The following is a 16392-nucleotide window of genomic DNA, read 5'->3' as shown; positions in this document are numbered from 1 at the left end:
GGAGTGGATATGATATCCTACTCCTTATTCTTATCAGAAAATCTAATTAGAATTAGTCTTCTTTTTTCTTGCGAGCAACAAGTCCAAATCCACTCAAGACACCTAAAAGTCCAAGTGCTGCTAGGCTAGAGTTGGCTTCTGTACCTGTGTTAGGCAATTCTTTTTTAACTTCAACATTTTTAGGTGTTGATGGTTGAGAAGCTGGTTGGTTTGAAGTTGATGGTTCAACATGCTTAGGTATGACTGTTACTGGGACTTCTACCTCTACGATTTCTCCTGATGGTAGTTTTACTTTTACTTTAACACTTGGTTTTTGTCCTGCCGTATCAGTTGCTGGGATTTCTCCAACTTCTACGATTTCAGCACCTTTTGGTAACTCAACATGTTTCTTAACATCATCTTTGCCAATTGGAGTTCCAACCTCTACTACGATTGGGGTAGTTTTAACTGTTTCTCTTGGAGCTGGAGTCGCTTTTGGAGTGACTGTTACTGGGACTTCTACTACAATAACTTTGCCACTTGGTAATTCAACCGTTACCTTAACTGGATCTTTCTTGCCTGGCGTTGTCAAGTCTGGAATATTTTCAACCTTAGTAACCTTACCACCTTCTGGAATGGTGATACCTTTTGTGTAATCCTCTGGCGTTAACGGTGTATTCGTAACTGGTGTTTCAATTCCCTTAACCGGAGTAACAGTTACTGGGACTTCTACTACAATAACTTTGCCACTTGGTAATTCTACCGTTACTTTAACTGGATCTTTCTTACCTGGCGTTGTCAAGTCTGGAATATTTTCAACCTTAGTAACCTTACCACCTTCTGGAATCTTAATTCCTTTAGTGTAATCCTCTGGGGTTAATGGGGTCTTAGTTACTGGTGTTTCAATTTCCTTAACAGGTGTTACATTAACCGGAACTTCTACTGTAATCACTTTTCCATTTGGTAATTCTACCGTTACTTTAACTGGATCTTTCTTACCTGGCGTTGTCAAGTCTGGAATATTTTCAACATTTGTGACCTTACCACCTTCTGGAATGGTGATACCTTTTGTGTAATCCTCTGGGGTTAATGGGGTAGATGTGACTGGTGTCTCAATCTCTTTAACAGGTGTTACATTAACTGGGACTTCTACTGTAATCACTTTGCCACTTGGTAATTCAACCGTTACCTTAACTGGATCTTTCTTACCTGGTGTTGTCAAGTCTGGAATATTTTCAACATTCGTTACCTTGCCACCTTCTGGAATCTTAATTCCTTTAGTGTAATCCTCTGGTGTTAATGGAGTTTTCGTAACTGGAGTTTCAATTTCCTTAACAGGTGTTACATTAACCGGAACTTCTACTGTAATCACTTTTCCATTTGGTAATTCAACCGTTACCTTAACTGGATCCTTCTTACCTGGAGTTGTCAAGTCTGGAATGTTTTCAACATTTGTGACCTTGCCACCTTCTGGAATCTTAATTCCTTTTGTGTAATCCTCTGGCGTTAATGGGGTAGAGGTGACTGGTGTCTCAATCTCTTTAACAGGTGTTACATTAACTGGAACTTCTACTGTAATCACTTTTCCATTTGGTAATTCAACCGTGACTTTAACTGGATCCTTCTTACCTGGCGTTGTTAAGTCTGGAATGTTTTCAACATTTGTGATTTTACCACCTTCTGGAATCTTGATGCCTTTTGTGTAATCCTCTGGGGTTAATGGGGTAGATGTGACTGGTGTCTCGATCTCTTTAACAGGTGTTACATTAACTGGGACTTCTACTGTAATCACTTTTCCATTTGGTAACTCTACTGTAACCTTAACTGGATCCTTCTTACCTGGTGTTGTCAAGTCTGGAATGTTTTCAACATTTGTGACCTTACCACCTTCTGGAATGGTGATGCCTTTAGTGTAGTCCTCTGGGGTTAATGGGGTCTTAGTTACTGGAGTTTCAATTTCCTTAACAGGTGTTACAGTTACTGGGACTTCTACTGTAATCACTTTTCCATTTGGTAATTCAACCGTTACTTTAACTGGATCCTTCTTACCTGGTGTTGTCAAGTCTGGAATATTCTCAACATTTGTGACCTTACCACCTTCTGGAATGGTGATACCTTTAGTGTAATCCTCTGGCGTTAACGGAGTATTCGTAACTGGAGTTTCAATTTCCTTAACAGGTGTTACATTAACCGGAACTTCTACTGTAATCACTTTTCCATTTGGTAATTCTACAGTTACCTGAACTGGATCTTTCTTACCTGGTGTTGTCAAGTCTGGAATATTCTCAACATTTGTGACCTTGCCACCTTCTGGAATCTTAATTCCTTTTGTGTAATCCTCTGGCGTTAATGGAGTTTTCGTAACTGGAGTTTCAATTTCCTTAACAGGTGTTACAGTTACTGGGACTTCTACTGTAATCACTTTTCCATTTGGTAACTCTACTGTAACCTTAACTGGATCCTTCTTACCTGGTGTTGTCAAGTCTGGAATGTTTTCAACATTTGTGACCTTACCACCTTCTGGAATCTTGATGCCTTTAGTGTAGTCCTCTGGTGTTAATGGGGTCTTAGTTACTGGAGTTTCAATTTCCTTAACAGGTGTTACTGTTACTGGGACTTCTACTGTAATCACTTTTCCATTTGGTAATTCAACCGTTACTTTAACCGGATCCTTCTTACCTGGAGTTGTTAAGTCTGGAATGTTTTCAACATTTGTGACCTTACCACCTTCTGGAATCTTGATGCCTTTAGTGTAATCCTCTGGTGTTAATGGGGTAGATGTGACTGGTGTCTCTATTGAGACTGGAACGACTTCTACTACGTTAACAGGTACAGGTACCTCTTTAGTCGCAACTACTTTACCATCTTTCACATACTCTACCACTACTGTCGCTGGGATTTGTACACCAACTGTTGCTGTAGGTGGTACTGTTCCTGTTTTAACCTCTGTAACTGTTACAGTAACTCCTGATGGAAGCCCCTTCACGTTATTAGCTGCTTTTTCAGCCTGTTCTTTAATAGCTTTTTCTAGTTCTTGCTTATCACTATCTTTAAGAACTGTTACACCTTCTGGGGTTACTTTTGGTAATACTGTCACTGGGACTTTTACTGTCTCTTCACCATTTGCATACTTAACTTTAGTTGGTACTGTTACATCGGTTGCTCCAACTTTATCCTTTGTATCTGGTAAATCAGCTTCTGTTGGATCTTGTACTGTTCCACCTTGTCCTGGTGTTACTGCATCTTTTACTTTAGCTATTTCAGGTTTGTCGCCTTCAACAACGTATACTTGACCAGCATTTGAACCAACTACACTTACAGTAATTTCTGCATCTTTTGTATACTTAACGCCATCTACTGTATAGGTTACTGGGACTTTTACAATTCCTTTGTTTGTTCCTGCTTCCGATGTAATGGCTGCAAGCACTTCTTCTGTAATCGCTCCAACTTCTACATCTTTGGCACCATCTGGTAATTTAGCTTTGAAATCTGCTGAGTTTGCTACTTCTTCCGCTTTAGCTTTAGCTACTTCTTTAACTTTATCTGTAGTTTCACCTTTTGGTACTGTTACTTCACCTTTAGCAACTGGCAATACTGTCACTGGAACTTTCACTTGTTCTGGATCTTTAATTCCTTCGTAAGTTACTGGAACTTCGACTGTTACATCTGTAGTTCCTGCTTTTCCAGTTGTTTCTGGTAATGTTGTTGGTTTACCAACTGTCCCGCCTTGTCCTGGTGTTACGGCATCTTCAGCTTTCGTTGGTTTATCACCTTCAAACACGACTACTCGTTTAGTTGTTGATCCAACTACTGTTACAGGTACTTCTACTTCTTTAGTACCAATAACGTTTCCTTTTTCATCAGTATATTCAATAACAACTGTTGCAGGTTTTGGTTTACCTGTTTCAGTCACTTCAGCTGTTGTTGGTGTAGTTCCTGATTTAACTTCTTTAACTTTTACTGTCACACCTTCAGGAAGTTTATCTTTTGGTAATGCTGCAACTACTTCTTCAGCTTTAGCTTTAACTGCATCTTCTAAATTTTCGCTACCTTTAAGAACTGTTAAACCTTCTGGTTTCACTAATGGTAATACTTTCACAACTGCAGGTACTTCTACAAGTTTGTCTTCACCATTCTTAGCAACTACTGTTACCTTCTTGTCTCCAGGTGTTGTTGTATCAACTGGTTCTTTATACTCAAAGGTTGTTCCTTCTGGATATTGCTCAGGGTTAATACTTTCACTTGCATCTGGTTGTGGTTTGGCAGGGTCTTCAAATACATATTGTGTCTCAGGGCTTACTACCACTACTTTAGCTGGTACTTCTACTAAAGTATCTCCATCTAATTTCGCTACAACGACTACATCTTTTTCACCCGCTGTTGTTGTATCAACCGGTTCTTTATACTCAAAGGTTGTTCCCTCTGGATATTCTTCTGGAGTGATACTTGATTTAGCATCTGGTTGTGGTTTGGATTTATCAGCTACAACAAATTGTGGAGTGCTATCAACTACACGAACAGTTGCAGGTACTTCTACAAGTACTTTATCCCCCTGTTTAACCACTACAGTTACTTTTTTATCTCCAGGTGTTGTTGTATCAACTTCTTCTTTGTACTCATATGTAGCATCATCTGGATAGTCTGCTGTGTCAATATTATCTTCTGGAGACGGTTGTTTCTTGTCTGCACTTACTGGAACAATTTGAGGATAGCCTGCAACAACTTTAATCGGTACATTAACAGTTTCTTCACGTTTATTATCCCCTGAACCGTATGTCACTGTCACAGGAGCTGTTAATGTGTCATCCCCAACTTTATCAGTTGTATCAGGAAGTTTAGTTTCATCTACTGTTTTCTCATTTCCTTTAGTAGTAACAGCATCTTTTAATTTTTCTGAAGATGGTTTATCTCCTTCTACTACATAAACAGGTTTTGCAGTTGAAACTTGTGGTTTAACTTTAATTGTAAACTCTTGATCTATTTCTTTCTTAGTATCAAACGTTGGATCCTGATCAAATGGATTATCTACAACATCATATCCCATAGATTTCAAAACATCAACACGTGCTTGAACTTTTTCTTCTGGAATTTTATCTCCTGATTTACCAGCAAGATCATCAATATTATATTTCGTATCTAATGGTGTTTCAACACCTTTATCATCTACAGAAACAAATTTAACTTTTGCTTTTTGATCGTCTTTATCATAGGTAATCTTGATATTTGCTTTTGGATCCGTAATTTTTGGTGGTTTATATCCTTCTTCTGGTTTAGCAGGATTTACCGGTTCTAATGGTGTTCCATTTCCATCTTTTGGAGTATATCCATCTTTATGAGGAATAATTTGTGTAACTTCACCAGTCTTGGTTGGATCATTTGGATCGTTAGGGAATGGAATCGGATCTCCATCCTTACCAGTGGTTGGATCAACAGGAATCCAGCTTCCAATCTTCGTATAAGTAACTTTATCCGTTTCATCAGGGATTACTTTTGTATCTTTTGCAGGGGTTGCTGCTTCTTTAGCTGGAATTTCTTTTTTATCAGCAATATATCCTGGTAGAACGTCTACTCCAACTTTATCCCATGTTTTATTTGGACTTTCCCAATCAGTATAGCTTACTTCTTTTGTGACAAGATTAACGGTCGCTTTTCTTGTGAATGGCACCGTTTGAACAGTATCATCCTTAACTTTTTCTTCAGCCGATGTATCTGAATCTTTCTTCACATATGAAATCACACGTTTAGCTGTTGTATTCAAGTCAGATTCAGCTAATCCCTCAGGCCATTTAAGTTCTGGGGTATCCCCATTTGGATCTACTGGACTATCTTTTTCATGTGGTGTTGATGAAGGAACTTCAATGATTCTAGGTTTAACCACAATTTTGAATGTTTGAGAAGGTGCTGGTGTACCATCTTGTGCATTGATATCTTCCTTGTCATCAAAAATTGGATGATGATTATCTTGAATATGGTATTCATCACTTTCTACTTCATAACCTTGGTTCTTAAGTTCTTTGATTTTGTTGTCAACATCTGTACTTGCTGGTAATTCTGAACCAGATTTACCTGTTAAATCAAAGCTAGAAACCACTTCATTTGCGGCTCCATCGACTTTCTTCTCAATCACTACTTTAGCTGTTTGAGTAGAAGGTGTATATGTAATTGGTGATTCCCCAAATTTATCCGTTGGTGTAAATCCATCTGGAACTTTATAGCCTTGAGTTGGATCATTTGGATTTTTCGGTGTTAATTCTTGTCCATTATATACTGGAGTATAACCTGGGATATATGGAATTGTTATCGTGCTAAAATCACCTGGAACCGTTGGATCAGTCGGGTTATTTGGATAAGAAATCTTATCTGGTGCTCCTTGTGGTTTCTTTCCTGCTGGGTACTCAGGTACAAATGAACCAATTTCTTTATAAAGAACTTTCTTCACTTCAGAAGTTGCTGTTCCATTTTGTGCTGGCTTAGGAGCATCTTTTTCTGGAACAAGTTTATCCGCATTATCCACTAATAAATAATTATTAATAACTGGAGATTCAACTGAGTTATACTTACCATTAGTACCATCTGCTTTAGCATCAGTTAGTTTATCCGCTTCATTGTAAACTTCCCAATCAGAGTAAGTTACTTCTTTTGTTTCAGGATTAACTGTTGCTGTACGTTTGTAAGTTACTTTTTGCACCTTTTCAGCATATAAAGGAGTAGCATTATCTTTGTTTGCATCTTCTTCTTTTAGATACTTAATTGTACGTGTAACTTCTTTAACTAAGTCCTCACGAGTAACTCCTGCTGGATATTTACCAAGATTTTCATCTCCTTCTTTTACAGGTGTATCTGCTGTTTTTGGAGATACTGGAGCTGTTGTGCTTGGATTTGTTGGATCAGTTGTTACTGTAGGGTCTACTTTAATTAAGTCTAAGACATGAACAGTGACATTTGTTTCTGTTGATTTCTTACCTTCACTATCAGTTGATTGAACTTTTACAGTGTAATCTCCAACTTTAGTTGTATCTAGATTACCTGCATCACTTACTGCGATTGTTGGTTTAGTAGAATCAACACCATCACGATCATCTTCTAAGTCAGTTGCAGATGGTTTCGCTTTTTCTAGAACTTTATTATTATTCCATTTGTCAGCTTCTTTTGTTTTATAAACATATAAATCTTTTTTCTCAACTGCTACTGTTGGAGCTTCGTTTAGAACATTAGCATAAGCTGGATCTGATTCGTTACCTGCTTTATCAAGCACAGTAACTTTGATACGTTTGTCAGGATTTGTTGTCTCATTCGCTTCTGTCAAATCTGTCCCTTTTGGAACTGGTACAACTAATTTACCATCGCGTACTTCAACTTTTGTTTCACCAATATACCAACCATCTTCTTTTTTATTTAAAGTAATTGGGGTTTTACTATTTGGTAACGTAACTTTCATTGAAGTTACTCCACCAATAGCTTCTTTAATATTGTCTACCTCAGTATCAGCATCACGGTCCGTTCCATTGTTTCTATCATTGTCAGCGATATCTTGTTTTTCTCTAGGTACATCTGTTAAATTAGTATCTTTTTCTGTTGGGACAGAAATTAATAATTCTGTTGGTTGATTTTTATCAGTTTTTTCTCCATTAATGCTATCAGTATGAACTGGTTCCACAGTAGGAGTTACTGGTTTAATCGTATCAATGTAAATTGTTTTGTTGTAGTAGTAATCTGGATTGTCTGTATTTCCTAGTGCATTAAATGTATTTCTATATGGACTATTTGGATTTACAACACCTGTATTTTCTAATACTCTGTTGCCTTGTAAATCTGTAAATCCTTCTTTAATTTCTGCAGTTACCTTAAAAGTAGCTGTCCCTTTGAAATTTTTTGCCGTTGTGAAATCAATACCGAATGTTCTTGTCCCATTCTTTGCTGGATCTGAATCCCCTGCATTGAATTTCAATCTAAGCGTTCTTGTAGCTTCATCATACGATACGACTTGGAAAGGACCAGGCCAATTCCATTCATTTGCTTTTTTTAGAGAATCTTTTAATTCGACACCTTCAGGAATTTTAATTGTGTATTCATAAGCACCGTACGTTGGTAACCCACCAACGTTTTTCACAGTAACTCTTAATTGACCGGATTCTTTGTCTTTATAGAGAGTGTCTTCTCCATAAGAGGATGTAGCATTATTACGAACAACATCTGTTGTCATTTCTAATGCAGCACCAACAGCTAAGTTGACCCCACCTACAAAATATCCATCTTCAATTTCTGTTTTACCATTTACTGGATAGGTCTTTTTAAATGCTGGTCCATCCTCTAGTGCCTTAATTGTTATTTTAATTTTTTTAGTCGTATTTGGAGTATTAATAATCGTTCTCCAGAATCCGAAACCATTACCATTCCCTCCATCACCATACGGAGTTGAAACGTGTGTTGTTTCACTATTATTATTCGCATCTTTCAGTGTTGTTAAAACTTCACCTGTGTCTGCATCTGTAACGGTAATTTCTACTTTTTCACCAGTACCAGCAGTACCCATATTCCCATATGCACCACCCGTTAATGCACTAAGATATAATCTAGAATTCGGATTGACATTAAATTCTTTCGAAATTTGTGTACCTTTTTTATTTAACTGAATATAATAGCCTTTACCGACAGCAGAATGTTCTGCATTATTTAAAGGAATACCAGGTACACTTGAGTAGTTGACACCATTTGCATAGTTTTGATTAGCTTTATTAGGCGCTAAAGGATTGTCTGGAGTAGGAGTATCGTTATACTGTCTATCAATACTTCCATTATTATCGTAAACTTTAGATGGTTTTGGTTCAAATCCAGCAGGTCTATCAGCCGCAACTTCTGTTGGAGCTTCAGGTTTGATAGCTGTTACATAATTATTTGTCCCTTCTATCTTCCAACCATCAATTTCATTTTCTATTCGTTTTTCTTTCCAATTGTAAGTAATTTTCCCTAACTTCACTGGGGCTGGATTTGGACTACTAGCATTATTTCTTGAATATTGATTTTCAACAGTTGCGGATTTTGTTTCAACATCTGGGGTATTGAAATCAATATCCCCAAATTGATTTTTCAAACTTGAAATAACGTTATCTACTGGGTTAGCTCCTACCCCCCTCTTATTATTACTTGTAGGACCTTCCGCTGCTTGTTCCCCTACACCAGTAGGAGTCGCTCTAAACCCACTTTCCCCTTTACCAGGAATTGCTTTTCCGTTTCGTGGATCTTGGTTTTTATTTGTTTTTTCTACTTTAGCTTCTGTTTCTGATTTATCTTCTACAGCAGGAGACACTTTTGGCATGCTCTCAATTACAAAAGCCTTTTCTCCTAATCTTGCAACAGTTTTATCTACCTCTGCCTGAGTTGCTTTATCATTTGCTGATAAAGCTTGAGCTTCTAATAGTGCTGCCTTTGCATCCTCAATAGTTTTTGATGTTTTATTACTAATTTCAACTTTATCGATAGCTGATTGAATACGTGAAATCGCTTCTGATAACTTACTGAAGTCTACCTTTGCAATATTTTCTGGTGCTACCCTATCTTCATTAACTAAAGCTTCAGCTGAAGTTACTACTGGTTTAGAAACTGGATCTTTAGAAGGAATTTCTTTTCCCTTAGCATCAGGGCTCGCAACATTCTCTTCGTGATTTAGGTTTTCTTGAGATGGCGATGACTGTTGATTAGACAAATTTGAGCTCGTTCTTGCATCGTTTCCTTGAATAGTGTCAGCTTTTGCAGTTGCTCCACCTCCAAATATCATAAGCGCAGCAATCGCTACCGATGCTGCACCGAAACTATACTTTCGGATTGAAAATCGTTGAACCTTTTGTCCATGATATTTTTTTATTCGTGAGTACATTACTACTCCTTTTCTTATATTTTTATTTACATCAAGAAAAGTCAGTAAAATCCTTAAATAGATACTAAGAAAATCCCTGACTTCACCTATTGTATAATATATATAATAACTCTATCTATTCACTATGTCAAGCAATTCGATATTTTAATCGATGTTAATATATAAAAAAGCAAAGATAATTAATAGCTTCAGAAATATGATTAACAACTTTCAAAAAAGATTAAAAATTACCTCATATTTACATAGAAAAAGGAGCGGATATGATATCCTACTCCTTATTCTTATCAGAAAATCTAATTAAATTTAGTCTTCTTTTTTCTTACGAGCAACAAGCCCAAATCCGCTCAAGACACCTAAAAGTCCAAGTGCTGCTAGGCTAGCATGGTCTTCTGTACCAGTATTAGGAAGTTCAGCTTGTCCTTTAGCTTCTGATGGAGCTACTGGAGCTTGTGGTGCTTTACCATTTACTGGTGCTGATGGCATCGTTGGAGTTGCTGGGTTAGCCGGTGTTGTTGGGTTAGTTGGATTAGCCGGAGCAACCGGTGTTGCTGGGTTAGCTGGGGCAGCTGGGGTTGCTGGGTTAGCCGGTGTTGTTGGTTGACTTGGGTCTGTCGGTTTCACCGGACTTGTTGGGTTTGTTGAAGGTGTTGATGGAGAACCTGGTTGAGATGGAGTGAGTGAGCCTCCATTTGTAGTACCTTCTTTGACTTCTTTATAAACGTAAGTTACTTCTGTTGTTCCTTCTGTTACTTTACCATTTTCATCACCTTTAGTTGAAGTTGGTACTAATACGTATAGTTTTCCATCTTTCGTAGTGATTGTAGCTGGTTTGTTGTCAGTTGTGTCATATGCTGAGCTTACTGATCCGTCTGTAGTATCTTTAACGTCTTCTGCGATTGTGTTACCCGCTTCGTCTACATAATGAACGACTACGTTTCCTTTAATTTCTTTGTACACATATGTTACTTCTGTTGTTTTACCTGCTTCAACACTTCCGTTTTCGTTACCTTTAGTTGATGCTGGTACTAATTCGTATACTCTTCCTTCTGCAGTTGTAATACGAGTTGGTTTCATATCATTATCAGTAGTGTTGTAAGCAGCTCCTGGTTTACCGTCTTTGGTATCAACAGCGTCAGTTTGGATTGTGTTTCCAGCTTCGTCTACATAGTGAACTACTACTTGTCCTGCTTTTTCGTAAACGTAAGTTACTTCAGTTTTACCTTCTACTACATCTCCTGTTTCAGGTTTAGAATCGTCTTTAACAGCTTTTTCTGTTAAGTAATATTTAACACCATCTTTTTCGATTGTTGCTGGTTTATTGTCAGTTGTATCGTATTTAGCGTTTAGAGAAGCACCTTTAGTATCTTCTTTATCTTCAGCAATCACGTTGCCTTCTGTGTCAACGTAGTGAACTACTACATCTCCAGTTACTTCTTTATAAACGTAAGTAACTTCTGTTGTTCCTTCTGTTACTTTACCAGACTCTTCACCCTTAGTTGAAGTTGGTACAAGTACATATACTTTACCATCTTTTGTAGTGATTGTAGCTGGTTTGTTGTCACTTGTGTCATATGCTGAGCTTACAGATCCATCAGTCGTATCTTTAATGTCTTCTGCGATTGTGTTTCCAGCTTCGTCTACATAGTGAACGACGACGTTTCCTTTTACTTCTTTGTAGACATAAGTCACTTCTGTAGTTTTACCTGCTTCAACATCTCCAGTTTCGTTACCTTTAGTTGATGCTGGTACGAGTTCATATACTTTTCCTTCTGGAGTAGTGATACGAGTTGGTTTCATATCGTTATCAGAAGTATCATATTTAGCTCCTGGTTGACCATCTTTTGTATCAACAGCATCTGCTTGAAGAGTGTTTCCAGCTTCGTCTACGTAATGAACAAGAACGTTTCCTGCTTTTTCGTATACATAAGTGATTTCTGTAGTTCCTTCTACAACAGCACCGTTTTCTGGCTTAGAACCGTCTTTCAATTCTTTAGCTGTCAAGTAGTAAACTTGTCCATCTTTTTCAAGTTTAGCTGGTTTGTTGTCAGTTGTGTCATATTTCTCACTTAGTGATCCATTTTCTACATCTTTCGTATCTTCAGCAAGTGTGTTTCCTTCTGTATCAACGTAGTGAACGACGACATTACCAGTGATTTCTTTGTAGACGTAAGTTACTTCTGTCGTTTCTCCAGCTTTAACTTTACCTGTTTCATCACCTTTAGTTGACTGAGGGATTAATTCGTATACTTTACCTTCTGGAGTAGTGATACGGTTTGGTTTCATTCCGTTATCAGCAGTGTTGTAGTCTGAGTTTGGTTTACCGTCTTTTGTATCAACAGCATCTTCTTGAATAGTGTTACCTTTTTCGTCAGTGTAATGAACGACTACTTGTCCAGCTTTTTCGTAAACGTAAGTTACTTCAGTTTTACCTTCTACTACGTCTCCGTTTTCTGGTTTAGAGTCATCTTTAAGAGCTTTTTCTGTTAAGTAGTAAACAGTTCCGTCTTTTTCGATTTTCTCTGGTTTGTTGTCAGTTGTATCGTATTTAGAGTTTAGAGAAGCACCTTTCGTATCTTCTTTATCTTCAGCAATTACGTTACCTTCTGTGTCAACATAGTGAACGACTACATCACCAGTTACTTCTTTATAAACGTAGGTTACTTCTGTAGTTCCTTCAGTAACCTTACCAGTTTCAGCACCTTGAGTTGCTGTTGGTACTAATTGGTAAACTTTGCCTTCTGGAGTCGTAATACGTTCTGGTTTCATGCCGTTATCAGAAGTGTCATATGGTGTGCTAATTGATCCATCTGTTGTATCTTTAGCATCTTCAGCAATTTTGTTTCCTGCCTCATCTGTATAGTGAACTACTACATTCCCTTTAACTTCTTTATAAACGTAGGTTACTTCTTTCGTTTGACCTGATTCTACAGTACCTGTTTCATCACCTTTAGTTGATGCTGGGACTAGTTCGTATACTTTTCCTTCTGCAGTTGTGATACGAGTTGGTTTCATTCCGTTATCTGCAGTGTTGTATTCAGAACCTGGTTTTCCATTGTCAGTATCTTTAGCACCTGAAGCAATATCTTTACCGTCTGCAGTTCCTACTAATGGAGTTCCGTCTTCTGTTTGGTAATTAACGATTACTGATCCAGCTTTTTCATAAACGTAAGTTACATCAGTTTTACCTTCAACTACGTTTCCAGTTTCTGGTTTAGAATCATCTTTAAGACCAGCTTTTGTAATGTAGTATACAGTTCCGTCTTCTGCAGTGATTTTTTCTGGTTTGTTATCAACAGCAGTATCATATTTTTCGCTTAGAGATGCACCTTTAAGGTCGTCTTTATCAGCTGCGATTTTGTTACCTTCTGTGTCAACATAGTGAACTACTACATCACCAGTTACTTCTTTATAAACGTATGTTACTTCTTTAGTTTCTCCAGCAACAACTTTACCAGTTTCTTCACCTTTAGTTGCTGTTGGTACTAATTCGTATACTTTGCCTTCTGCAGTTGTGATACGAGCTGGTTTCATTCCGTTGTCAGAAGTATCATAATCTGATCCTGGTTTTCCATCTACAGTGTCTTTAGCACCTGAAGCTACATTTGCACCAGCTGGGTCAACACCTACTAATGGAGTTCCATCTTCTGTTTGATAGTTAACGACTACTTGTCCAGCTTTTTCATAAACATAAGTTACTGTAGTTGTTCCTTCTACTACGTCTCCAGTGGCTGGTTTAGAATCATCTTTCAATTCTTTAGCTGTTAGGTAGTATTTAACACCGTCTTTGGTGATTTCAGCTTTTTTGTGGTCTGCTGTGTCGTATTTAACGTTTAGAGAAGCATCTGTTTCGTCTTTTTCGTCTTCTGCGATTACGTTACCTTCAGTATCTTCATACTTAACGACAACATTACCTTTTACTTCTTTATAAACGTAGGTTACTTCTTTCGTTTCACCTGCAACAACTTTACCAGTTTCATCACCTTTAGTTGCTGTTGGTACTAATTCGTATACTTTACCTTCTGCAGTTGTAATACGGTTTGGTTTCATTCCGTTGTCTGCAGTGTTGTAGTCAGTTCCTGCTTTAGCGTCTGTAGTGTCTTTAGCACCTGAAGCTACATTTGCACCATCTGCAGTACCTGTTAATGGAGTTCCGTCTTCTGTTTGGTAGTTAACGATTACTGATCCAGCTTTTTCGTAAACGTAAGTTACTGTAGTTGTTCCTTCTACTACGTCTCCAGTAGCTGGTTTAGAACCATCTTTCAGTTCTTTAGCTGTTAAGTAATATTTAACACCATCTTTCTCGATAGATTCTTTTTTGTGGTCAGCTGTATCGTATTTAACATTTAGAGAAGCATCTGTTTCATCTTTTTCGTCATCAGCAAGTGTGTTACCTTCAGTATCTTCATACTTAACGACAACATTACCTTTAACTTCTTTGTAAACGTAGGTTACTTCTTTAGTTGTTCCTGATTCAACCTCACCTGTTTCTTCACCTTCAGTTAAGTCTGGAACTAATTCGTATACTTTGCCTTCTGCAGTTTTAATACGAGTTGGTTTCATTCCATTGTCTGCAGTGTTATAAGCTGTACCTGGTTTACCATTATCAATGTCTTTTGCACCTGATTCTACAGTTTTACCAGCTCCATCTTCGTCTACTACTGTTCCTGCAAGTGGAGTTCCATCTTCTGTTTTGTAGTTAACGATTACTGATCCAGCTTTTTCATAGATGTAAGTTACTTTTGTAACACCTTCTACTACTGTTCCTGTTTCAGCTGGTGATGTAGTTTCTGTACCATTTACAGATGTCATTGTGTTTGCTTCGTTTAGGTAGTAAACATTTCCTTGTGCATCTGTAAGTTTTTGAGGTTTTTCAGTTTCATTTTCTTTAGTGTTGTAAGGTACGTTTTTAGAAGCTGTAGTACTACTTACAATTACATCATTTCCATCAGCATCAACATAGTATTTCTCAGTTACTACTTCAGCTACTGTTTCAGGAGTATCAGTGTAAGGAGCTTTTAATTCTGTTCCGTCTTCTGTTTGGTAGTTAACGACTACAGAACCTTTTTTCTCGATTTCACGAGTTTTTTCTTCTGCATAAGTGTAAGTGATTGTTGTAGTACCACTTGCTAAACGGTATGCACGAAGAGGAGTGATTTCGTCACGGTAAGAATACTCTTCAACTTCCGGCGAAGGATCAGAAAATTTAAGAAGAAAATCACTACTATCTTCTAAAGTACTTGTTTCTTGATCAGTAACGCTTGCTATATCAGCTGTTATATCACTTGTAGGTCTTCCTTTATCATCAACTTGATCTCCCTTATCAGCACTAATCTCCAGAGGACCACCAGTTTTTGCCGCCATTCCTAAAGTAATATATCGTTTGAAATTAAGGAGGTTATCTTCAAATCCTTTTTCTTGAAGATATGCAAGATAGTTTTTTACAAGAGTTTTGTTTGCTTCTCCTGTTAAAGTATCTGGAGCCGCTTTAAAGTTTTGTACCATTGCATATGTTCTATTTAAAGTAGCCCCAGTTCCATCTTTATCATCTGCTACATTATCACTAGATGACAATTGTATCTGTGCTGTTAAAGAGAAACTCTCAGTTTTAGCTGTTACATAGGTATTTTTCTCAAGGACGAAAACATAATCACCTTCTTTGATTCCACCATCAGCTGTTACGTTAGCTGAAGTGAAGTTTTTTGCTGTTGCTTCTCCAGCTTTGAAAGCTTCTATCATCTTAGCATCAGAAGTGATCGCACCTGAATCAGCTTGTACATATTTACCATATGTTCCTTTTCCTGTTTGTTCAACAATCCAAGCTTTTCCACCAGGTTTTACAGTATCATAAGTGATTTTACCTTCTGCGTTACTTAACCCTTCTGGAGTCAATTTCGCAGTTACATCACCTAGAGTTGTGTCAGAGTACACTCCTCCACCGTTTCCAGTAGTTTCAACCTTAGGTTCTCCGATTAGGTGGTAAGTCTTCCCATCTTTTTCGATTGTTTCTTTCTTACCATTTTCTTTAGCGTCGTTTAGGTCGCTAGCTTCTGCATCACCACCTGTAGTTCCTTTGAAAACTTCTCCTGATTTACCGTATACATCGTATGGTGTTTCGATAGTTTTATCAGCACCAGAGTTTTGGTTTTTGTTTTCTTCTAATACAGTATTACCCTCAGCAGTTACATATTTGTAGTCTACTTTTCCAGTTTTAGTAATTGTATTTGTTCCCTCTGCAGTTGGATCAGTTGAAAATTGCCTACCTGCATCTGGGTTCTCAATATTAGCTGTATCTACAATTACTGACCCCTTATCATTTGAGATTGTTGATGTTCCATTACCATTATCTTTTACAGCTGCTTCTACAGTCTGGGTTTGTCCTGCCATTGCAAGGGCTGTACCAACAATCAAAGCTACTGTTCCGATTTTGACTGAGTCTGAACGGCCGTCTTTAAACTTACGAATGGAAAATTTTTCTTTTTTATTTATAAACATTCTTAGTATCCTTTACTTTTATTTTTTGCATGATTCTTGATTTCATA

General features: G+C 37.6%; 2 protein-coding genes. Both read right to left on the bottom strand.

Annotated features, from left to right (window positions below):
* Positions 1 to 52: 52 nt before the first annotated feature.
* Positions 53 to 9853 (bottom strand): Rib/alpha-like domain-containing protein, encoded by a 9801-nt coding sequence (locus KUA57_RS04815; RefSeq protein ID WP_218493744.1) that lies wholly within the window; start codon positions 9851 to 9853, stop codon positions 53 to 55.
* A gap of 303 nt (positions 9854 to 10156) precedes the next feature.
* Positions 10157 to 16345 carry a MucBP domain-containing protein gene (locus KUA57_RS04810; protein ID WP_218493743.1) on the bottom strand — a complete coding sequence of 2063 codons (6189 nt, stop codon included), beginning with the start codon at positions 16343 to 16345 and terminating at the stop codon, positions 10157 to 10159.
* Positions 16346 to 16392 lie beyond the last annotated feature (47 nt).

This window comes from Streptococcus vulneris, from assembly GCF_019218685.1.
Lineage (GTDB): Bacteria > Bacillota > Bacilli > Lactobacillales > Streptococcaceae > Streptococcus > Streptococcus vulneris.
The sequence above is the reverse complement of the archived record's forward strand: the minus strand, read 5'-3'. Positions and strand labels throughout refer to the sequence as shown.

Coding starts and splice junctions, on each gene's coding strand:
- KUA57_RS04815 (WP_218493744.1), bottom strand. CDS start 9,853: ATGTACTCACGAATAAAAAAATATCATGGACAAAAGGTTCAACGATTT.
- KUA57_RS04810 (WP_218493743.1), bottom strand. CDS start 16,345: ATGTTTATAAATAAAAAAGAAAAATTTTCCATTCGTAAGTTTAAAGAC.